This is a genomic window from Nocardioides daedukensis, from assembly GCF_013408415.1.
GTDB classification, from domain to species: Bacteria; Actinomycetota; Actinomycetes; order Propionibacteriales; family Nocardioidaceae; genus Nocardioides; species Nocardioides daedukensis.
This window is the reverse complement of record NZ_JACCAA010000001.1, coordinates 1,667,809-1,687,696: the sequence shown is the minus strand read 5'-3', so window position 1 is coordinate 1,687,696 and position 19,888 is coordinate 1,667,809. Positions and strand designations below refer to the sequence as shown.

The 19,888-nt window shown below is 66.3% G+C and carries 26 protein-coding genes; 16 read left to right on the top strand and 10 right to left on the bottom strand.

Features of this window, described 5'->3' with window-relative positions; genetic code table 11:
- The first annotated feature begins 304 nt into the window (after positions 1 to 304).
- The 15 genes from BJ980_RS08445 (at position 305) to BJ980_RS08375 (ending at position 10,046) form a co-directional block, all read left to right on the top strand.
- A complete protein-coding gene (locus tag BJ980_RS08445; protein ID WP_179501886.1) occupies positions 305 to 1,882 on the top strand; it encodes an RHS repeat-associated core domain-containing protein in 1,578 nt (525 codons plus the stop codon).
- Between the two features lie 53 nt (positions 1,883 to 1,935).
- Positions 1,936 to 3,210, top strand: coding sequence for an IS256 family transposase (locus tag BJ980_RS08440; RefSeq protein ID WP_343047748.1), 1,275 nt, complete (start codon positions 1,936 to 1,938; stop codon positions 3,208 to 3,210).
- Between the two features lie 113 nt (positions 3,211 to 3,323).
- Positions 3,324 to 3,815, top strand: a complete 492-nt coding sequence (locus BJ980_RS08435; RefSeq protein WP_179501885.1) for a hypothetical protein — start codon at positions 3,324 to 3,326, stop codon at positions 3,813 to 3,815.
- A gap of 3 nt (positions 3,816 to 3,818) precedes the next feature.
- The gene (locus BJ980_RS08430; RefSeq protein WP_179501884.1) at positions 3,819 to 4,130 is read left to right on the top strand and encodes a hypothetical protein; all 312 of its coding nucleotides are present in this window, start codon (positions 3,819 to 3,821) and stop codon (positions 4,128 to 4,130) included.
- Positions 4,130 to 4,819 (top strand): hypothetical protein, encoded by a 690-nt coding sequence (locus BJ980_RS08425; protein ID WP_179501883.1) that lies wholly within the window; start codon positions 4,130 to 4,132, stop codon positions 4,817 to 4,819. Before BJ980_RS08430 ends, BJ980_RS08425 begins: the two co-directional genes overlap by 1 nt.
- Positions 4,816 to 5,064 (top strand): hypothetical protein, encoded by a 249-nt coding sequence (locus tag BJ980_RS08420; protein ID WP_179501882.1) that lies wholly within the window; start codon positions 4,816 to 4,818, stop codon positions 5,062 to 5,064. The genes BJ980_RS08425 and BJ980_RS08420 overlap by 4 nt, the downstream gene beginning before the upstream one ends.
- A complete protein-coding gene (locus tag BJ980_RS08415) occupies positions 5,061 to 5,774 on the top strand; it encodes a hypothetical protein (RefSeq protein WP_179501881.1) in 714 nt (237 codons plus the stop codon). Before BJ980_RS08420 ends, BJ980_RS08415 begins: the two co-directional genes overlap by 4 nt.
- Positions 5,771 to 6,142, top strand: a complete 372-nt coding sequence (locus BJ980_RS08410; RefSeq protein ID WP_179501880.1) for a hypothetical protein — start codon at positions 5,771 to 5,773, stop codon at positions 6,140 to 6,142. Before BJ980_RS08415 ends, BJ980_RS08410 begins: the two co-directional genes overlap by 4 nt.
- Positions 6,139 to 7,068 (top strand): polymorphic toxin-type HINT domain-containing protein, encoded by a 930-nt coding sequence (locus BJ980_RS08405; protein ID WP_343047746.1) that lies wholly within the window; start codon positions 6,139 to 6,141, stop codon positions 7,066 to 7,068. Before BJ980_RS08410 ends, BJ980_RS08405 begins: the two co-directional genes overlap by 4 nt.
- Positions 7,058 to 7,417 carry a DUF6984 family protein gene (locus tag BJ980_RS08400; protein WP_425490299.1) on the top strand — a complete coding sequence of 120 codons (360 nt, stop codon included), beginning with the start codon at positions 7,058 to 7,060 and terminating at the stop codon, positions 7,415 to 7,417. The genes BJ980_RS08405 and BJ980_RS08400 overlap by 11 nt, the downstream gene beginning before the upstream one ends.
- The gene (locus BJ980_RS08395; protein ID WP_179501878.1) at positions 7,414 to 8,181 is read left to right on the top strand and encodes an NADH-quinone oxidoreductase subunit E; all 768 of its coding nucleotides are present in this window, start codon (positions 7,414 to 7,416) and stop codon (positions 8,179 to 8,181) included. Before BJ980_RS08400 ends, BJ980_RS08395 begins: the two co-directional genes overlap by 4 nt.
- A complete protein-coding gene (locus BJ980_RS08390) occupies positions 8,178 to 8,705 on the top strand; it encodes a DUF2247 family protein (protein ID WP_179501877.1) in 528 nt (175 codons plus the stop codon). The genes BJ980_RS08395 and BJ980_RS08390 overlap by 4 nt, the downstream gene beginning before the upstream one ends.
- Positions 8,705 to 9,490, top strand: a complete 786-nt coding sequence (locus BJ980_RS08385; RefSeq protein ID WP_179501876.1) for a polymorphic toxin type 50 domain-containing protein — start codon at positions 8,705 to 8,707, stop codon at positions 9,488 to 9,490. The genes BJ980_RS08390 and BJ980_RS08385 overlap by 1 nt, the downstream gene beginning before the upstream one ends.
- Entirely contained in the window at positions 9,487 to 9,816 is a 330-nt protein-coding gene (locus BJ980_RS08380) for a hypothetical protein (protein ID WP_179501875.1), read from the top strand. The genes BJ980_RS08385 and BJ980_RS08380 overlap by 4 nt, the downstream gene beginning before the upstream one ends.
- Positions 9,813 to 10,046 carry a hypothetical protein gene (locus tag BJ980_RS08375; RefSeq protein ID WP_179501874.1) on the top strand — a complete coding sequence of 78 codons (234 nt, stop codon included), beginning with the start codon at positions 9,813 to 9,815 and terminating at the stop codon, positions 10,044 to 10,046. The genes BJ980_RS08380 and BJ980_RS08375 overlap by 4 nt, the downstream gene beginning before the upstream one ends.
- Before the next feature lie 3 nt (positions 10,047 to 10,049).
- Here the strand turns inward: BJ980_RS08375 and BJ980_RS08370 are convergent, their stop codons facing one another.
- On the bottom strand, positions 10,050 to 10,403 hold the full coding sequence (locus BJ980_RS08370) for a helix-turn-helix domain-containing protein (protein ID WP_179501873.1): 354 nt from the start codon (positions 10,401 to 10,403) through the stop codon (positions 10,050 to 10,052).
- A gap of 209 nt (positions 10,404 to 10,612) precedes the next feature.
- On the opposite strand from BJ980_RS08370, the gene BJ980_RS08365 reads away from it, so the two are divergent.
- Positions 10,613 to 11,701 (top strand): sensor histidine kinase, encoded by a 1,089-nt coding sequence (locus tag BJ980_RS08365; protein ID WP_179501872.1) that lies wholly within the window; start codon positions 10,613 to 10,615, stop codon positions 11,699 to 11,701.
- A gap of 6 nt (positions 11,702 to 11,707) precedes the next feature.
- Here BJ980_RS08365 and BJ980_RS08360 read toward each other — a convergent pair whose 3' ends face one another.
- From BJ980_RS08360 to BJ980_RS19445, 9 genes are all read right to left on the bottom strand, one after another.
- Positions 11,708 to 11,944, bottom strand: a complete 237-nt coding sequence (locus BJ980_RS08360) for a hypothetical protein (protein ID WP_179501871.1) — start codon at positions 11,942 to 11,944, stop codon at positions 11,708 to 11,710.
- On the bottom strand, positions 11,941 to 13,995 hold the full coding sequence (gene flhA / locus BJ980_RS08355; protein ID WP_179501870.1) for a flagellar biosynthesis protein FlhA: 2,055 nt from the start codon (positions 13,993 to 13,995) through the stop codon (positions 11,941 to 11,943). Before flhA ends, BJ980_RS08360 begins: the two co-directional genes overlap by 4 nt.
- Positions 13,996 to 14,457: 462 nt before the next feature.
- Positions 14,458 to 15,609: an EscU/YscU/HrcU family type III secretion system export apparatus switch protein gene (locus BJ980_RS08350; protein ID WP_179501869.1), complete on the bottom strand. Its 1,152-nt coding sequence runs from the start codon at positions 15,607 to 15,609 to the stop codon at positions 14,458 to 14,460.
- A gap of 3 nt (positions 15,610 to 15,612) precedes the next feature.
- A complete protein-coding gene (locus BJ980_RS08345) occupies positions 15,613 to 16,380 on the bottom strand; it encodes a flagellar biosynthetic protein FliR (RefSeq protein ID WP_179501868.1) in 768 nt (255 codons plus the stop codon).
- Between the two features lie 20 nt (positions 16,381 to 16,400).
- Positions 16,401 to 16,670, bottom strand: a complete 270-nt coding sequence (fliQ, locus tag BJ980_RS08340; RefSeq protein ID WP_179501867.1) for a flagellar biosynthesis protein FliQ — start codon at positions 16,668 to 16,670, stop codon at positions 16,401 to 16,403.
- Between the two features lie 5 nt (positions 16,671 to 16,675).
- Positions 16,676 to 17,521, bottom strand: a complete 846-nt coding sequence (fliP, locus tag BJ980_RS08335; RefSeq protein WP_179501866.1) for a flagellar type III secretion system pore protein FliP — start codon at positions 17,519 to 17,521, stop codon at positions 16,676 to 16,678.
- A complete protein-coding gene (locus BJ980_RS08330) occupies positions 17,518 to 18,096 on the bottom strand; it encodes a flagellar biosynthetic protein FliO (RefSeq protein WP_179501865.1) in 579 nt (192 codons plus the stop codon). The genes fliP and BJ980_RS08330 overlap by 4 nt, the downstream gene beginning before the upstream one ends.
- Before the next feature lie 3 nt (positions 18,097 to 18,099).
- A complete protein-coding gene (gene fliN / locus BJ980_RS08325) occupies positions 18,100 to 18,897 on the bottom strand; it encodes a flagellar motor switch protein FliN (RefSeq protein ID WP_179501864.1) in 798 nt (265 codons plus the stop codon).
- Positions 18,894 to 19,847, bottom strand: coding sequence for a FliM/FliN family flagellar motor switch protein (locus tag BJ980_RS19445; RefSeq protein ID WP_179501863.1), 954 nt, complete (start codon positions 19,845 to 19,847; stop codon positions 18,894 to 18,896). The genes fliN and BJ980_RS19445 overlap by 4 nt, the downstream gene beginning before the upstream one ends.
- Positions 19,848 to 19,888: the final 41 nt, after the last annotated feature.

Sequence of the window (19,888 nt, the reverse complement as noted above, 5' to 3'; positions counted from 1 at the left end):
TCTATGTCGATGCTGGTGCGGTTTCGCTGCGGCGTACCAGGACTGAGGTTGAACGATTGGGTGTCGCGATGTCGGCGGGTTACGAGACCGTCTCGCGGGCTGGGTGCTACATCCGACCGGGGCTGTCCCGATCGGTCGTGCGACAGATTGCGGACATTCTCACGTCCGACGGGCCCCACAAGCGATTTGGTTCGATCGCGCTCGACGCGGGTGTCGAAGTGATCGAGAACCCTTGCCACGCCCGGCCACCGACATGATTCTTCTCAGAGCCTTGGTCTGCGCCCTTGCTGCGATCCTGATCGGCATGACGGGCGTTGCTGCGTCGGCTGCAGCGCTGACGACCGCGTCTGTGGCACGGTTGGCGACCAACAGTCACGACCTGAACCACCAGCCCGGGTGGAGGATCGCCACGACGGACCAAGCAGGGTCGTCCTGGGCCTGTGCCCGTCACACCGGCGACGACGCTTTCGGCCGCCCATGGGCTTGTGGTTCGGCGTACGCGCTGACCGGACTGGCATTCGGGAACGACGGCTACGACGACCCTGCGCGGACCGTGCCTGCCCGCAGGACTGGACGTATCGTCCGCGCGCGAGCTTTTCGAGTCAACGAGGACAGTTCTCACGTCAGGGCAGGCGGTGTTGGTGCAAAGACAACAGCCAAGGCCTGTTCGTTTGCGGGCACCATCGTCGTACTCATCGCTGACGGCACCAAGAAGCCGATCGAGGAGATCGTGGTCCGCGATCACGACGTCACCTGTCATCGCTATGACGATCACCAACGTCTCGCTGCGACCTGGACTCCCAGCACGGGCGACTGCGCGACGAATCCCTCGCAGGCCGGGCTCGGGGGGCCCGCGCCGCAGTGGCAGGGGTGGACCTTCAACGACCGCGGTCTGCGTGCCACCCAGTCCACCACGACGCCCACCACGCAGTCGAGCGAGACCTACACCTATCCGGCTGTCTCGGACCCCCACCCCAACTCGGTCACCACCATCACCACCACCGGCACCGCAGCGGGCACCCGCAACTACGCCTACGACGAGTCCGGCAACACCACCACCAGACCCGACACCACCCCCGGCGGGGCGGCCCAGGACCTGGACTGGAACGCGGAGGGCAAGCTCAGCCAGCTCGTCACCGAACGTGACGGGGCCAGCGCGACCACGACATATCTCTATGGCGCCGACGGTGAACTGCTGCTGCAATCCAACGACACCGAGACGGTGCTCTTCGCCGCCGAGACCGAGATCCACACCGACAACGACACCGGGGACCTCAGCGCCCAACGCCACTACGCCCTGCCTGGCGGCGTCAGCGGAGTCCGAGCCAGCGACACCCAGCTCGACTTCCTGCTTACCAACCCTGCCGGCACCGGCACCATCGCACTCGACGGCGCCACCCTGACCCCCGAGCGCAACTACACCTCCCCTTACGGCGAACAACGGGGAACCAAACCCCCCGCCTGGCCCACCACCCGGGGGTTCCTCGGCAAACCCGAGGACACCGACACTGGACTTACCAGCGTCGGCGCACGCCAATACGACCCCACCACCGGCCGATTCATCTCAGTCGACCCCCTGATGGACACCGGCTCGCCGTCACAGCTACTCGGCTACGCCTACGCCAACAACAACCCCAACACCTTCACCGACCCCAGCGGCCTGTACCCGATCGAGCCGGAGCGCACTGGCAACACCAACATCCACCGCGTGGACAATCCCGCAGGGCAGAGCAACACGCCGAGACCCGGGTCAGGAAGCACCATGAAACCAGGCAGGAACACGGCTAACCCGGGCCAAGCCATGGACGCATCGGTCTCATCAGGTAGATCTGGACCGCCCACTCACTGCGGTAAGAACGGGTCTGTCAGGAATTCTGTGTAAGTGGCTCGGCGTGATGCCACGGACTTGGTCCGTGTTGGAAGGAACATCACGTTATGAGCGAGCATGAGTCTGAGAGTACGACAGTGCCGGCGGTTCGTGAGCCGGACATGGTGGCGTTGGCCGAGGAGTTGGTGGCTTCGGCGTCTGGCCGCGGGATCGCGTTGACCGGTGAGGACGGGTTGCTGACGGCGTTGACTCGGCAGGTCCTGCAGTCGGCGCTGGAGGCTGAGATGTCGCACCATCTGGGTTATGACCGGCATGACCCAGTAGGGCGCAATCGCGGCAATTCGCGTAACGGGTCGACGCCCAAGACGGTCACGACCGAGATTGGCAAGGTGACCGTGGATGTCCCCAGGGATCGGGAGGGGTCCTTCGAGCCACGAATAGTGGCCAAGCATCAGCGTCGGTTGGCCGGCTTCGATGAGGCGGTGATCAGCCTGTATGGCAAGGGGATGACCACCGGTGACATCGCGGCGCACTTGGGTGAGGTCTACGACACTGACGTCTCGCGCGATCTGGTCTCCACGGTGACGAACCAGGTGGTCGCGGAGATGAAGCAGTGGCAGTCGCGGCCGTTGGATCCGGTCTATCCCGTGATCATCATCGACGCGATCGTGCTCAAGGTCCGCGAGGGCACGGTGGCCAACCGTCCGGTCTATGTGGCGATGGGGGTGAACCTCGACGGGTTCCGTGACGTGTTGGGCATGTGGGTGGGGCCCTCGGGTGGGGAAGGAGCAAAACAGTGGATCAACATGCTCACGGACCTGAAGAATCGTGGCATCCTCGACGCATGCATCGTTTGTTGCGATGGCCTGAAGGGTCTGCCGGAGGCGATCAACGCCGTGTGGCCTCAAGCTGTCGTGCAGACCTGCGTGGTGCATCTGGTGCGCAACTCCTTGCGGTACTCCTCGCGCCAGCACTGGCAGAAGATCACGGGCCAGCTGCGTCGCATCTATACCGCGCCGACGCTGGCTGCTGCAGAGGCCGAGTTCGAGGAGTTCACCGAGCAGTGGGCGGGCAAGTACCCGGCGATGATCAACCTGTGGCGCAATGCCTGGGAGGAGTTCATCCCGTTCCTGGACTTCCCCGTGGAGGTCCGCAAAGTCATCTACACCACCAATGCGATCGAGTCGCTCAACGCCAGGTTCCGGGCCGCGACCCGGCGCCGTGGGCACTTCCCCGACGAGCAGGCAGCCCTCAAGGTGCTCTACCTCGCGGTGCGTCAACGCGAAGCGAACCGACCGAACCCCACCGGCCGGATTGCTGGCTGGAAGAACATCCTCAACGTCCTGTCCATGACCTACGGCGACCGCCTGGGAATCAACTAAGCCGATGCCCACTTACACAAACTTTCCGACAGACCCGTAAGAACGGCGTCTGTGGCCTTGTATCTGGCCGCGGTGAGTCTCCCAAACCCCCGACACACAACCTCGGTGGTTTCATGCGGGAGGTTTCACTCGCGCTATGCGCGTGGGTACCAGGCCTGGGTGCGGGATGTGACGCTTACGACGCGAAGCGAAGCCTCGACAAAGACGGCCTCATATCGCTGAGTTTTGGCGCCGCCATGGTCGGTTTTATCCCTTTTGGAGACGTGTTAAAGGTACCGAAGCAGTTCAACAACATCGCCGATGCCGCAAAGTCGGCAGACGAGGTTGCTGACATCGGTCATGCAGGGCTGCGTCACCAGTTCCCGAACACCCTCAAGGGCAAGAGCCAGTTCTACGACAACGTCGACCTTGGTGGCTTGGCGTCGAGGACCAAGGGCATGGACGGCTTCCTGCAAACCAACGGCAACACCCGGTACGTCCTCCGTAACCCGGGAGGCGTAGGCGTCGACCGAACAACCGGCTTACCGACCGATGTCTTCACCGTGATCAGACGTCCCGACGGCTCGGTCGTCACGATGTTCCCCGGCACGAGTCCGAAGGGTTGATCCATGGCCATCACCATCGAACTCTGGTCAGGCAACGGGCTTGTCGACGGCGCCGAGCACTGGTGGGATGACGTCGAAGCCACCTTGTACTCATTGGATCCGACCCAGGAGTTGTATCCGTTGCTGTCACAGGTCGATCCGTACGGAGACGCTACCTTCACCCAATCTCAGCTTCAGGCGCTCGGGGAGGAACTTCGACAGCTCGCGGGGGCAACGTCACGCGCGTCGGTTGTGGCGATCTCACGGGAGCTCGCGGACCTTTGCACCAAGGGCCTCGAGGATGGCTCCTCCGAGCTCAGGTTCGTGGGGGACTGATGGTCCTCCTGCGCATCCTGGTGGCGAGCCTTGCGTGGCTCAGCCTCGGCTCACCCGCCGAAGCCTCGCCGTTGCCGGATGCGCCGGTGGCCGTCTTCACCTACGACGCGCTGGTCTACAACGCACCTGGCACCGCGAGCGCGAGCGAGCGTGGCCCGCCTGCGGCGGGCTTCGCCGACACCACCCATGACGCCGGCGATCGCTGGTCGCACGGCCCTTCGGCGCGCCCGGCCGGGGCAATGCCTTCCGCGACCTACACCTACGACCACCCCGTGCTGCCGGTGCAGGTTGCGCGTGGGACATCGATGACCCTGGGGCGGGCCGGGGCCACGGCGGGACTTCCTTCGCCGTTAGAGCCGAGCCATCTTGCCGCAAAGTCTGCGGATGAGGCTGGCGCGCTGGTCCGGTACGACCCGATGGCCGCGTCCCGCAACCTTCTCGGACAAGTCGGAGAGGGCTACGCACGAACACCGTCCGGCTACACGGTCAGCGCTCACGCGGCCGAGCGCATCGTCTACGGCGCACCTGGTCGGTCGCCGACCACTCTGAGCCGGGTCGACGACATCCTCAACAACCCGACGAGGACGATGATGAGGGACAACGGCACGATCCGGGTCTTCCAGGGCAAGGACTGGGTCGCCGTCCGCGACACTGGACCGATCCACATCGTGACGGTGATGGTCCGATGATCATCGCGCCGGAGGTCCTCGCCGCGGCTCGCCCCATTCTTGACGGCGACGACTCCACTCTCGCTGCGGCCGCGCTGGAGGAGGCACTCCACACCTACCACCCGTACGCAGACGAGTTCGAGGACCTCCTTGAGGCCCTAGCTCTTTACGCACCTTCGGAGGGAACGCCCTATACCGACCATCGGCAGCTCTGTGACGCGATTGCGCAATCGCTGTTCGGCGACCGCTCCGGTGGCACGTCGTGAAGCGTGCGTTGGCCGTCGTCCTTGGGCTTCTGGTGGCGTGCCTCGGGCTCGCCGCTCCGGCTTCCGCGGTCGCTCAACCGTCATCACCCGCCGGCACCGTCTACGGGTACGACACGGCCGCCAATCCATCAACTGTCACGCACATCGGGAGCGAGCGTGGTCCGCCTGCGGGGGACGGCAACTCGATCGACTATCACCTCGACGGCCTGCTGCCGTCAGGCGAGGTCGCACGCCCTGACGACCTCACCACCGTCGCGATCTATGACTATGACGACCTCTCTCAGTTTGTGCCGATCGCACCTCGGAGCCGCGCGGCCAAGGGGCAAGTCGCCAGGACTGAGGTGACCTCTGCTGTCGTTGAGCGATCGCGAGTTGCCGCAAAGAGCGGCGGAGCGCTCGCCAAGTACGACGCCGACTTTGCGATCGGTCAGTTGACTAAGGGTGGTCGTGGCACGGCTTCTGGACTCGTCGACGTCGCTGAGTCGCAGGGTTGGAAGGCGGCGCAATCGTCAGGTGGACCACTCAAGTATGTGGACTCGAACGGCATCGAACGCTTGGTCATAAAACGAGGCAGTGCTCGCACGCCAGGGAGCGACTTCCCTCACGTGGCTATCCGGAACGCTTCTGGGCAGCGAGTCGACTCGTATGGCAACGTGGTCAGTCGCAAGAGCCCAGGCAACCACACTCCGATCACATGGGATCTGCCGTGATGCGCCCCTATATCGAGGTCCCCAAGTTGCGCGACTTTCTGCTGGAAGAGAGCTACGTGCTGGGCATCACGGCAATTCCCGGTGCGGTGACCTTTGAGCTGGACTTGGTGCTCACGCCCGATCATGCGGATTACCGGGCGCCGGCGCCGGACGAGCAGTATTGCTTCCGCCGAGGTTTGCTGGTGTTTAAGGGCGTTACCCGACTCCTCTGGTCTAACTCCGGCAACCCGCCGGCCGTCGATTCGTCGGGCGAGGAGGACTACGGGCAGATCGACAGCTTCGAATGGGATGACGCTGGAGCGCTCCTGGAAGGCGGTTGGGGGAGGATGGAGATCGTCTCGGCGACCATCGAGGTGGCCCTGCAGTGAAGTTCAGGGCGGGCGACCAAGGACTCCTCCTGCGTCGGAGCCCGGCTGTCCTGGTTGCTCTGATCGCCGCCTTGGCAGCGGTTCTCGGCATCAGCACCGCATCGGCGTCAGCGGCCGCTGACGCCGAAACTCGCGTTGGGGCTCACAGTTCCAGCGTCGAGGTTCGCGTCGGGGCTTTCGACCAGATCACCGCAGGCCAGCGGCTAGGAAACAACAACGCGGGGCCGGAAATCGTGGTGGCTACCGGTGTTGCCGCAAACACAGCAGCCCGCGCATGCTCATTCACCGGCGCCACAGTCGTACTCATGGCCGACGGCACCCGAAAGCCGATCGAGGACATCGAAGTCGGTGATCTAGTGGTCGCCACCGACCCTGAGACCGGGGAGCAGGAACCGCGACGGGTCGAACACGTCTTCGTCCACGACGACACCGTCCTCGACCTGGTCGTCGACGGCGAAGCCATCACCACGACCGAGGACCACCCCTTCTGGTCCGTCACTAGTCAGCGTTTCGAGCGCGCCGACGAGCTTGACCCAGGTGAGGAGGTTCTCGGTGCTGACGGCCGAGCGATCACAGTTTCCGGACTGAGGCTCGAAACTGCCCGGGAGGCGCTTGCCTACAACCTGACAGTGGAGGGTATCCACACCTACCACGTTGGCAACGCCGACATCCTGGTTCACAACACGTGCCCGAAGGTGCGATTCGGTAGGGGGGACGGTCACGGCGCACGACACCTCAAGGGGACGAACCTGTCGCCATCGGAGGTTGAGCCGGTGATCCTTCGTAACGTTCAGAAGGCCGCGGCCGACGCTTCGTCGACCGGCAGCTTCTATGGCCGAGTGACGGTCCGCGGGCAGCAGATCGAGTACCGCGCTTACACATTGCCAGACGGGACTATCAACGTGGGGACCTACTATGTCCCGTAACTCAGCCCATCAACCTGACGCGCGCGAACTGCGCGTGCTGGATGCGTTGCTAACCCAGGAGTTTGAGGGCGTAGTTGAGCTTCGTGCCCAAGTCCCCGAGTGCAAGTTCGAGGAGGTTGATGAGGACGGAACGCTCGCAGTTCATGCCTCAGGGCCGCGAGCCAATGTGAAGTTTCGGGTCCCTGTGGAGGCGATCTACGCCGACGCAGATGGGGTTATGGTGCACGTCCTCCTGCATGTTGTGGGTGGCCGATTGGATGAGGTCGAGGTGTTTCGAGAGGACGGGGACTCCGTAGTCCGGAAACCAGCAACTGAGATCGCGAACTTTGAATACATGGTACTCGGATGAGCGGTGTGTCGTGGATCGTAGGCGGGCTCCGGGAACGGGATAGGCGCTCTGGTGATCGCCGCGTTCGTGCGTCGCTCATCCACCTCGGCGCTCTGTTCGCTGTCCTGTTTGGACTTGCCTGTCCCGGCGCGGCGGCTCTTGATGCGCCGTCGTCGCCGGCCGCCACGACATACAGCTACGACGGCCATGACTACGCGTCGCCGGCGACCGACGCCACAAGCGGACGCGACCCTCCCGAGCCGAGCGGTCAGCGCATGTCCGCGTGTGACGCCGGCGCCTGCTGGTCGCACGGCGCTCTGGCGCGCCCGGATGCTGGTTCCGTCCATCCCGCCATCGCCTGCGACCACGGGGCCGAGCTCGTGCCGGCTGCGCGTAGTGCTAGTCCTACTGAGGAGAAGCCCCGGGTCGCCGAGGCCCACCCTGTCGCCTTTGAGCGGGCCGGTGTTGCCGCAAAAGCCGGAGCGCGGGAGCTACCTTCCTCGTCTGAAGCCGCGCGCCTGATCCAGGGTGCGAAGCCAACTGGGTCGGCCTTGAAGTCCGATGCGTGGCATCGGGCCGCGGCCTTCACGACGGATGACATCGCCAAGAACGGGACGGTCTTCCGTACCGGCGGCGGTGACGGAGTCGAGCGGCTACTTGTCCAGATGCCTGGCGAGGTGAACGGGATCGCCGGTCGCTTCGAGTGGATCGTCGATGGAGGCAGCCTGACCCACCAAATGTTCGTCCGCGGTGGCACGCTCAACGGAATCCCGATCAAGCCATGAGCGAAGATCTGGTCAAGTTCGTCCTTCCCGCCGAATTCGTTCTCTCGCGCGCGGCCCCTACCCCTCACGATTTGGTCTACGGCTACCAGCGCGGATGGCTCGACGATGAAGGTGCCGTTCGTGTTGCCGAGGCTGCTCTGTCGATGGGTATGAATCTGCCGGACGCGGTCGAGGAACTGGCCTTGCTGCTTCGTGATGACCGATACCGGGTTGCTGAACTGATACGAGCCGCGGCCGAGGAGCTCTCGGCTAGCAGCGCGGCACTGCCCAGCGAGAACCCTCCCCGGCTCTGGCTCTACTTAGCTCTCGACTGGGTCTACGAACATCGTGCCGACTTCGTTGAGCCGCTTGAGGTGATCGAGATGCTCTACGCCGATTTCGACTATCCAGCGGAGATCGAAGGCCTTGTGAGATTCATGCCTCCCCCGCCCGGCGAACCCGCCAGTGGTTCAGGTATCGAGCAGCGCTGGCGCAGCTACCTCTCCCGAATGGCTGAGGCGTACTCGGCTCGAAGGTCTTCGTGATGAAACTGCGGGACGCACGCGACGGATTCGACGTGAGACGCCTACTGGTCGCGATCGTCGGGCTCCTTGCGACCTGGCTGGGGACCACTACGCCGGCGACGGCTGCGGCGCCGGCAACAACCAACCTCGAGGTCACTCACGTCTACGCCTTCGGCGACCAACACGACACTGCCGTCCCGACGCACGCCATCACCGAGCGCGACCCGCCCGAAACGTACGTCCACCCCACAACCGCTTCCGACGCCGACGGCCTGTGGTCGCTCGGCGGTTCGGCGTGCCCGGACGGGCCGACAACCCCCGCGACCTACGGCTACGACGACCTCGCTCGGCTTTTGCATAGCGCACCCCGCAGCGGGAATGCCGAGGGACAAGTCGGCGGCGCCGAGGCGGGTCCTGTCGTCGTAGAGCGAACGGGTGTTGCCGCAAACGGTGTACCGCCGAGGTTCATCACGACCGGCGCGGGCGTGACGATCGACCGTGCCTCGGTGGCTGCTCGTGTCGCGCAGACCCAAGGTCGTCACGTCGCTGGGCACGCGAACTATGGAGGCCGGGGGTACTTCAACTCGCTCGACGATGCCCAGAGCGTGCTCGATGACTTCCACAGCGGTGCGGCTCAGGTCCTGGGCGTGAAGCGGAACGGCGACATCGTGGTGCGGTCCCCGAACGTTACTGGCTTCAATCACAACCCAGGGGCGGGCTTCCCGAACCAGTCGACGAACGTGTTTCTCATCAAGGGATCGTCGCCTCCGAGCGTCGTTCCCAACAACCCGGGGTGGACGCCATGAGCCTGCCAACACCCGAGGATCCCGGACGGACGCCGGTCTGGGAGAACTATGTCGTCGCCCAGGTTGCCCAGGCGTCCCTTGGGCAGATTCCCGAGCACGCTCTCGCGGTCGGTGTTGAGGTGGAAGGGCCGCGCCTGCGGCTTCGGTTCCAGCTTTCTGAAGCCACTGAAGGAGACAGAGCCGACATGGACGACATCGTCAGCGAGCTCGAGAGCCTGGTGGGCAAGGACGTCGAGGTGGCGTCTTTCCATGAGGTGCTCGATCAGCGAGCGATTTCGCCGACCGATGGCGTCCGCCGGATCTTCCTCGCGAGGGTGGCTGCGTGAACGAGGAGATCTCGATCGGGTTGCCGCGCGACCAAGCGTTGGTGTTGTTCGAGTGGCTGGCCCGCACTGGCGCAGGTGAGCAGCCGGCGGTCTTCGAGGATCAGGCTGAGCAGCGGGTGCTGTGGGAGTTGGAGGCTGCGCTGGAGAAGCACCTGGTCGAACCGTTCAAGAGCGACTACCGCGAGCTGTTGGAAGCGGCCCGCAGTCGGGTCCGCGACTCGGAGGAGTGAGGCTCAGCCTGCTCCGCCGGTGATGAGGCGGAGCTTGGCCTTGGTGACGAGGGCGTCGATGACGTTGGCGATGGTGGTGCGCTCTTCGTCGGAGAGTTGGTCGAGGTCGACGAGGCGGGCATCGACGTGGCGGCTGGGGGCGTTGAGCGGCCGTCGTTCGGCGTTGTCGAAGGGCAGGTAGTCGACGGAGACGTTGAAGGCCTCGGCCATGCGGATCACCGCTTCCAGCCCCGGAGCCACCTTGGAGTTCTCATAGCGGGCATCGGAGCCGAGCTTCTCGGCCAGTTCGGCTTGGGACCACCCGGCCTCGGTGCGCAGCGCCTTGAGGCGCTCGCCATGGAAGGGGCTGGGCATCATGTGGCCTCCGCCCGGGGGGATTCAGGTCGGCGCCTTGGCCGTGTTCTGGGCGACGTCCTTCGCGATGCCCTCTGCAATTGCTGCCTAGGACTCAGTTGGCTGGGCAATCCGTGAGTCACACCCTGTCGGAAAGACGCTCGTCATGCCAACTTCCACTGACTTGTCAATGTTCACCCGCGACGGCCTCAGCACCCGTCTAACCTGACTCCATGAATCGGAAGCGCGGCCCCGCCGATGCGCTGAGCGAGCGCCGCCGCGTCTGGCTCGAGGCCACCGCCGAGGTGATGGGCAAGCTCCACGGTCCGGCTCGTCCTGAGGAAGTGGTGGACCAGATCGCGCGGGGGGCCAGAGCGGTTGCCGGCGGAGAGCTGGCGGCACTGCTGCGCGTGCGGGACGGCGTACCGTCCATCGTCGCCACGGACGGCACCGGCCAGGCCGAACTGCCTGCCCTCCTCGATGGGGTCTCGGCGGAGGTGCGCTCGGCGCTCGCGGAGAAGGAGACGCAGTGGGTACGCCGCGCGGGCACCGTGATCGTGCTGGTTCCGCTGCGTGCCGCATTGGCAGAACAAGGCGTGCTGATCGCGTCGCTGCCCGCCCGGCAGGACACACTCGATGACGAGACCGCCGACCTGCTCTCGGCGTTCGCGGACCAAGCGTCCCTGGTAGTCGACCACTCAACTGCGTTGGCCGACCGGCAGGAACTGATGCTGGTCGCGGAGCGCGATCGGATCGCGCGCGACCTGCATGACGTGGTGATCCAACGGATCTTCGCCACCGGCCTCCAGCTGCAGGGCGTGCGCAAGCGGATCCACGACGAGGAGGTCGCCGCGATGCTCAGCACCGCCCTCACCGACCTCGACACCACGATCCGCGACATCCGCTCGACGATCTTCGAGCTGCAACACACCCGCAAGGTCTCTCTACGCGGCGACGTGCGCGCCCTGGTCAAGGAGTATGTCCCGGTCCTCGGATTCACCCCATTGGTGCGCACCACCGGGCCCGTCGACTCGCTGGTGCCGGCGAACATCGCCGGCCAGCTGCTCGCGGTGCTGCGTGAGGGCCTGTCCAACGTGGTCAAACACGCCGATGCCGACGCCTGCATGGTCGAGGTCGACGTGGTCGAGGATCGGGTCGTGCTGAAAGTGATCGACAACGGTCGCGGCCTCGGGCCGGACGTGGTGGAGAGCGGTCTGCGCAATGCGCGCCGACGCGCCATCGACTTGGGCGGCACGTTGACCCACAGTGACGAGGAAGTGCAAGGAACGCGACTGGAGTGGCAGGTTCCGTTCACGCACTAGGCGTGGTCAAGGCTTGGGCGCCGGGTTCACGTCCGGCTCGTCCTTCTTCACCGGCGCTCTCGCGGGCAGCAGGTTGGCCGCCACCGACAGCACCACCCACGCAGCGACCACCGCGAGGAGGAAGCGAGTGAGGGCAGTGTCGAGCGGCATCGAGCCGACGACGAGCGCGTCCCACAGTGCCGGCGAGACGATCAACGCCGCCGCCAACAGGACAGGGGGAGAGGCCGGGTTCAACTCGGTCATGCGGTCACCGCCAGGGTCTGGTCGGCAGAGACCACGCCGACGGAACGGACATTCGCTGTGGAGATGAGTTCGGAGTAGGAGAGCACCGGCAGGCGCTCCATGGAGGGCTGGACCATGCGGCGTACGCCCGCTCGGATCTGCGGCGAGCACACGAGCACCGGGCGCAGGTCCTGGTTCTCGGCCTCGGTGGCGATGCGCAGGATCTCGGTGAGCACTTGCTGCCCGGTGGCGGCGTCAAGGGCGATCACCGCGCCTGCCTCGGTCATCCGCAACGCCTCGAGCATCCGCTGCTCGAGCAACGGATCGAGGCTGATCACGTTGACGGTGCCGTTGACGGCGTACGGCGCCACGATGGCCGGACCGAGTGCCGTGCGGGCCGCCTCCACCAACGCCTCCGGCTCCTTGGTGGCCTGCGCCTTGAGGGAGAGCGCCTCGAAGATGCGGACCAGGTCGCGCACCGTGACTCCCTCGTCGAGCAGCCCCTGCAGGACCCGCTGCACCTCGCCGAGACTGAGCTGGGTCGGGGTGAGCTCCTCGACCACCACGGGGTGGGTCTTCTTGAGCACGTCGGTGAGCATCCGGACGTCCTCGCGGCCGAGCAGCCGGGCGGCGTGGGTAGTGACGACCTCGGCCAGGTGCGTGGTGATCACCGAGGCGCGGTCCACCACCGTGGCGCCGGAGAGCTCGGCCTGGTGCCGCAGCCCAGCAGGAATCCACTTGGCATCGAGACCGAAGACCGGCTCGCGGGTGGTCTCACCGGGCATCGAGCCGAGGTGGTCGCCGATTGCGAGAACGGTGCCGGAGGGCGCCGTACCCCGTGCCACCTCGACCCCGAAGAGCTTGATCGCATAGGTGGCGGTGGGCAGGTCCAGGTTGTCGCGAGTGCGCACCGGGGGGATGACCACGCCGATGTCACCGGCGACCTTGCGGCGCAGGGCCTTGACCCGGTCGAGCAGGTCGCCCCCGGTGGAGGTGTCGACCAGGTCGATCATGTCCGCGGAGAGCTCGAGACCGAGGGGGTCGACCTGGATCTCGGCGACCAACTGCTCGGGAGTGTCCGGGTGTGCAGTGGCCGCGGCCTCGAGTGAGGCCGGAGTGCTCTCGGGCTGTTCCTCGTCCTTGGGAATGCGGCTGGAGAGAACCAGCATCAGGCCGCCGGCCAGCAGGAAGGGGAACTTCGGCAGACCGGGGATCAGGCAGAGCGAGATCGCCGCGGCACCGGCCACCTGCAGGGGCATCCGTCGTCGGCCGATCTGGCGCAGGATGTCGGAGCCCATGTCCTCGTCGGCCGTCGACCGGGTGACGATCAGGCCGGTGGCCACCGAGAGCAGCAGGGCCGGGATCTGGGAGACCAGCCCGTCGCCGACGGTGAGCAGGCTGTAGGTCTCGACCGCCTCCCCCATCGGCATGCCGAGCTGGGCGACGCCGACCGCGAAGCCGCCGATCAGGTTGATCAGGGTGATCACAATCGCTGCGATCGCGTCTCCCTTGACGAACTTCGACGCACCGTCCATCGCGCCGTAGAAGTCCGCCTCGGCGTGCACCTCGGAACGACGCTTGCGGGCCTCGTTCTCATCGATCAGGCCGGAGTTGAGGTCGGCGTCGATCGCCATCTGCTTGCCGGGCATCGCGTCGAGGGTGAAGCGGGCGCCCACCTCGGCGACCCGGCCGGCACCGTTGGTGATCACGACGAACTGGATCACCAGGAGGATCACGAAGATGATCAGGCCCACGATCAGCGAGCCGCCCACCACGAAGTGACCGAACGTGTCGATCACCTTGCCGGCATAACCGTCGAGCAGCACCAGGCGGGTGGCGCTCACGTTGAGGGCCAGTCGGAACAGGGTCATCACCAGGATCACAGCGGGGAACGCGGCGAACTCCAGCGGCCGGTTCACGAACATCGCGGTGAGCAGGATCAGCAGCGCCCCGGTGATGTTCAGCGCGATCAGCAGGTCGAGCAGGACCGGAGGCAGCGGCACGACCAGCATCACCACGATGAACACGATGCCGACGGGCACCGCGAGCTGGGTCAGGCGCTTGACGGGCATCTGGTGTTGCCTTCCGGACGGGTCGCTGAGAATCGCGCCGTCCGTGGCGTGGGGTGCTGACACCCTCCTGGTGTCTCGGGTCCGATCGGCTCGGTGAGCGTGGACCTGAGGTTTTCTATCCTGCGAAGGGGCTGGGTAACTGATGTGTTGGGGAGTGGTTGGGGGTAACTGATGCGTTGGTCGGATGGTCCGCGCTAACTGATGCTTTGGGAAGAGGGGCCGGGTTAACTGATGCATTGGTCGGACGGACCGCGCTAACTGATGCTTTGGGAAGAGGGGCCGGGTTAACTGATGCTTTGGTCCCCGTTATTGGATGTTTCGGCTCCCCAACCCATCAGTTTCGCGAGCCGGGCTCCCCAACCCATCAGTTTCGCGAGCCGGGCCCGCCAACCCATCAGTTTCGCGAGCCGGGCCCGCCAACCCATCAGTTGCTGGAAGCCCGCCCCCCAACCCATCAGTTGCTCAGGCAGGAGCGGCAAGCGCGGCGGGGGTGCGCCGCCTGCGTCCCGCTACCGGCACGGCCGGGAGGTCCGCCTCGGAGCGCGGGCTGCGATGCGTTCCGCCGACATGGCCGCGACCGCGACGGCTGATCACGAAGGCGAGGATCTGGGCGACCGCGGCGAAGAGCTCGGGCGGGATCTCCTGGCCGACCTTGGTCGAGGAGTGCAGCGCCCGGGCGAGGGCGATGTCGCGGACCAGGGGTACGTCGGCGCCCGCGGCCGTCTCACGGATCTTCGCTGCGATCACCCCGGCACCACGGGCGACGACGCGGGGAGCGCCCTTGACCGGGTCATAGGCCAGGGCGACCGCGACGTGGGTCGGGTTGACCAGGACAACGTCGGCCTGGACCACGTCGGCGAGCATCCGGTTGCGGGAGGCAGCGAGCTGACGCGAACGGATCGCGCCCTTGAGCATCGGATCGCCCTCGGTCTGCTTGTTCTCCTGCTTGACCTCCTCCTTGCTCATCCGGGTCTGCTTGCCGATCCGGCGCCGCGCCATCGCATAGTCGGCCCCTGCCATCACCAGGCCGGCGATCGCGATGTTGCGGATCAGTCCCAGCGCATGGTCGCCGACGATGCTCAGCATGGTCTCGATCGGCACATACCCTCCGAGCAGCGGCATCATCGACTGGATCGCGCCATAGACCAGGATCGCGACCAGAGAGCTCTTGATCAGCATCTTGCCGCCCTCCCAGAGGGCCTGGGTGCCGAAGATCCGCTTCGCGCCCTTGATCGGGTTGAGCTTGGCGAACGTCGGCTTGACCGACTTGGTGGCCAGAAAGAACCCACCCTGGGCCAGGGCAGCGCCGACACCCATCACCATCACGGCGGCGCCCAGGAGGAGCAGGGTGAAGAAGGTGTGCAGCAGCCCCTCGCGCAGGATCGCCAGCGCGACGGGGACAGTCGGGTCCTCGGCCGCGCGCAGGGCACCGCGGAGGAGCTCGATCAGCAGGGACAGTTCACGGCCGAGCAGCGGCGGCAGGGCCAGGGCGACCACCATCATGCTGGCCCAACCGCCGAGCTCCTGGGTCCGAGGGACCTGTCCCTCCTTGCGGTTCTCCTTGTTCTTCTTGGCTGTCGGTTTCTCTGTCTTCTCACCTGCGGAGTCGCTCATCGCTCACCCCGCTCCCGACATCGTGGACATCGCCTCGTTGGCCAGCTCGACCAAGTGGTCGATCGCTTGCGGCAGCACCGGGAAGCTGAGCCCGACCAGCAGCAGGGTCAGACCGATCTTGGCCGGGAACATCACGTTGATCGCGTTGAGCTGGGGTGCGACCTTGGTGAGCAGGGCCAGGCCGAGGTCGGCGATGAAGAGCACCGCGATCATCGGCAGCGCGATCTGCACGGCGATCGTGAAGAACATGCTGAACGCGGTGATCATCACGTCGGTCATGTTGTTGATGTCGGGCGAGGAACCGATCGGCAGGAACCGGAACGTGCTCAGCAGGCCGCCGATCACCAGCAGGTGACCGCCGCTGGCGAACAGGAGCACCGTGGCGAGCATGGAGTGGAACTTGCCGAAGACGGTGTTCATGTTCATCGCCAGCGGGTCGAAGGCCTGCGCCATCGCGAAGCCACCGAACATGTCGATCAGCGAGCCGGCCACCGCCACGGCGGTGAACAGCAGATAGGTCACGAACCCCATGCCCAGCCCGATCAGGACCTGGGTCAGCACGTTCATCACCAGCGCCGGCGTACCCATCTCGATGGTGTCCTTGGCCAGCGCCGGCGCCATCGCGAACGCCAGTCCGAGCGAGAGCACCACCTTGGCCATCGCCGGGATCGCGCGCGAGGAGAACGGAGGCACGACCGCCAACCAGGCCACGATGCGCACCGAGGCGAGGAGATAGGCCACCAACGCTTCGCCGGCGATGGTGATCGTCATGACAGGGCACCGGACATGGCTCAGGCCAGGAGACCGGGAAGGCGCTCGAAGAGCTGCGTGGTGAAGGTGATCAGGGTGTGCAGCATCCAGTTGCCGCACAACAGCAGGGCAACGCCGACGCCGACCAGCTTGGGCACGAAGGCGAGGGTGAACTCCTGGATCTGGGTCATCGACTGGAACAGCGAGATCGTGAAGCCGATGACCAGCGAGGTGACCAGGATCGGGGCGCTGAGCTTCAGCGCCACCAGCATGGTCTGCAGGGCGATCTCGATGACGGCGGTGTCGGTCATGGCAGCTATCCGTAACTCGCGACGAGGGATTGGATCACCAGGGCCCAGCCGTTGACCATCACGAACAGCAGCAGCTTGAACGGCAGCGACACCATCACCGGAGGCATCATCATCATGCCGAGTGCCATCAGCGCCCCGCTCACGACGATGTCGATGACCAGGAACGGGATGAAGATGATGAAGCCGATGATGAAGGCCTGCTTGAGCTCGCTGAGCACGAAGGCGGGCACCAGTGTGGTCATCGGGGTGTCGGCGCGGGTCTCGGGCTGGTCTCGCTTGGCGACGGTGGTGAGGAGCTGGATCTCCTCGTCGCCGGTGTTGTCGAGCATGAAGTCGCGCAGCGGCGCGATGCCGTCCTGATAGGCGACCGAGGTGCTCTTGTCGCCGTCCAGGTAGGGCTGGATGCCTTCGTCGTTCATCTGCCCGAGCACCGGCGCCATGATGAACAGGCTCAGGAAGAGCGCCAGTCCGGTGAGCACCTGGTTGGGCGGGGTCTGCTGCAGGCCGAGCGCGTTGCGGGTGAGCCCGAGCACGACGAGGATCTTGGTGAAGCTGGTGCAGGTGAGCAGGATCGCGGGGGCCAACGAGAGCAGCGTCAGGGTCAGGATGATGCTGACCGAGTTGCTCGGCTTCTCCGTCAGGCCGTCCACGTTCACCGTCACGGTGCTGTCGCCGTCAGCGCCGCTGGGACCGGTCGGGCCGACCGGATCGAGGAGTACGCCGGACGGGCCGACTGGGGTGATCGGGCCGCCGGGAACGGCTTCGGCGGGGGAGGCGAAGCCCAGCCACGCGACCGCGACCAGCGCGCCGAGGACCAGGACCCTGGCCAGCCACCGGAACGACGTGGTCATGAAGCCCGCCGGACAGCGGCGACGGCCTGGCGCCACGTGCCCACCGAGAGGATCGAACCGGCGAGTGCGCCGTCCTGCGGTACTCGAGGTGCCTTGCGGGCACCGGGTGCCTTGTGTGCGCCACGGCGTACGACGCGCTGCTCGCTCGTGCCCTGCTGGGCCAGCGCGGACCGAGCGGACACACGCGACCATCCGTCCGGAACCGCGACGGTGCGGGGGCTGTCCAGGATGGTCAGGCCGACACTGGGCTCCAAGTCGTCGCCGGAACCGTCATCACGGTAGTCGTCGGAATCACCGTCCCCCGGAACGGGCTCAACCACGTCGAGCTCGAGCTCGTCCGGGTCGAGCTCGGCGAGCAGGTTGATCTGCTGCTCGGTGCTACCGAGCACCAGGACGCGGCCGCCGACCGAGACCACCGAGACCGCAGAGCTGCGGGTCAGTGCCTGGCGGTGGATGACCTGGATGGTCGCCCCGCCGTTGCTCTTGAACCGGCGCGCGCTGAACTTGGCGATCAGCAGCAGCAGGCCGATGACCACCGCAAGGGAGAAGACCAGGCGGACGGTGAGTTCGAGCACGGGTCAGCTCGCAGCCGCTTCGTCGATGACCTCGGTGATCCGCAGACCGAAGTCCTCATCCACCACGACCACCTCGCCGCGGGCGATCAGACGTCCATTGACGAGCAGGTCCGCGGGGCTGCCTGCGGCCCGGTCCAGCTCCAGGACGGCACCGGGAGCCAGTGCGAGCAGGTCGCGCACCGTCATCCGGGTCCGGCCCAGCTCGACGGTCACCTCCATCACGACGCCGTGCAGCATCTCGATGCCGCGCGACGACGTACTGCCGTTGCGGTTGGCGACGGGAGCCACGTGACCCAGCTGCGGGACGGCCGCCCCGGGAGTCGGTCCAGACGGGGCAGCTGATGGGGCAGCGGAGGGCGCGGCCGCGAAGCCAGGCGCGACGGCCGGGGTGAGCAGACGGTCCTGGATCACGATCGCGGCGTCGATCCCGGCGCCGATGAGCGGGACCACGGTGAACGGCCCGGCCATGGTGGCAACCACCGACGCGGGCTCCGCCTGGGCGCCCGCGCCGGCAGTGAGTGAGAGGCCGGAGGCCAGGGTGTCGAGCGCCGGTTGGGTCGCGGCGGCCAGGTCGAGGCCACCGAGCGGCGAGCTCGCCAGGGCGTTGACCAGGTCGGCGCCGACCAGCAGCGCGACGACGCCGGCCTGGGCGCCGTTCACCTCGGCGACGACGGCACCCGCGAAGGCGGCAGCGACGTGCTCGTTGCCGGGCTGGGGGACCGAAGCGGCCAGCGGGACCGCCGACGGCAGGACGGCAGCAACATCGCCGGCCACCTGCTGGGCGAGTTCGGATCCGATCATGATTCCTCCTGGGGGGTGGCGACGATCAGCGCAGCCATGCGCGTGCCGCGGGCGCCGATGGTGGCGTGGGCGAAGACTTCTGCGTCGACGGTCACGTCGATCGGGGCGGATGACGGGTGGGTCAGCCGGACCACGTCCCCGGCGGTGAGAGTGGTGAGCTGGTCGGGAGCCAGCTCGGTGCTGCGCAGGCGCACCGAGACCTCGACCGGCACCTCGTCGAAGCGGTTGCGCAGCAGCTGGGCAGCCTGGGCGCGTTGGGCCCGCTCGCGGTCCGAGGCCGGCGAGGGCGCCGCCGCCTGACTCAGGTGCGGGAGCAGGCCGCCGAAGGGCAGGCAGACGGTGAGCCGGTGGGAGCGCTCGCCGATCTTCAGGCGGAACTCGGTCACCACCATGACATCGGCGGCACCGGCGACCTGGGCGAACTGCGGGCTGTACTCCTTGCCGATCACCTTCGGGTCGAGCGCGACGATGCCGGCCAAGGCATAGCGCATCTCGCCGAGGAGTCGGTCGACCAGGCCGTTGATGATGGTGCCCTCGATGTCGGAGAGCGGCCGCACCGGCTGAAGCTCGGTGCCGGGTCCGCCGAGCATGTGGTCCACGCAGGACATCGAGGCGAGCAGGGACAGCTCGATCACGCCGACACCGGGCATCGGGTCGACGGAGAGCATCGTCATGTACGTCGTCGGCTCGAGGGAGTCGATGTATTCGGCGTACGTCCGCTGGTCGATGGAGCGGAGACTGACCTCGCACACGGTGCGCAGCGACGAGGTGAACAAGGTCGTCGCCTGGCGGGCGAAGGAGTCGAACCCGAGCTGCAGGATCCGGGAGTGCTCGCGGGAGAGCTGGATGGGTCGCCGGAAGTCATAGGGGACCGGCTCCGTGCTCCGGGCGCGCCGGCGCGCTCGACCGGCGCCCTGGTCAGGAGCGGCAGCGGTGGCGGTCGGATTCACGAAGGATGCATCGGCGCAGCCTCGATCGACCTGAGGCGATC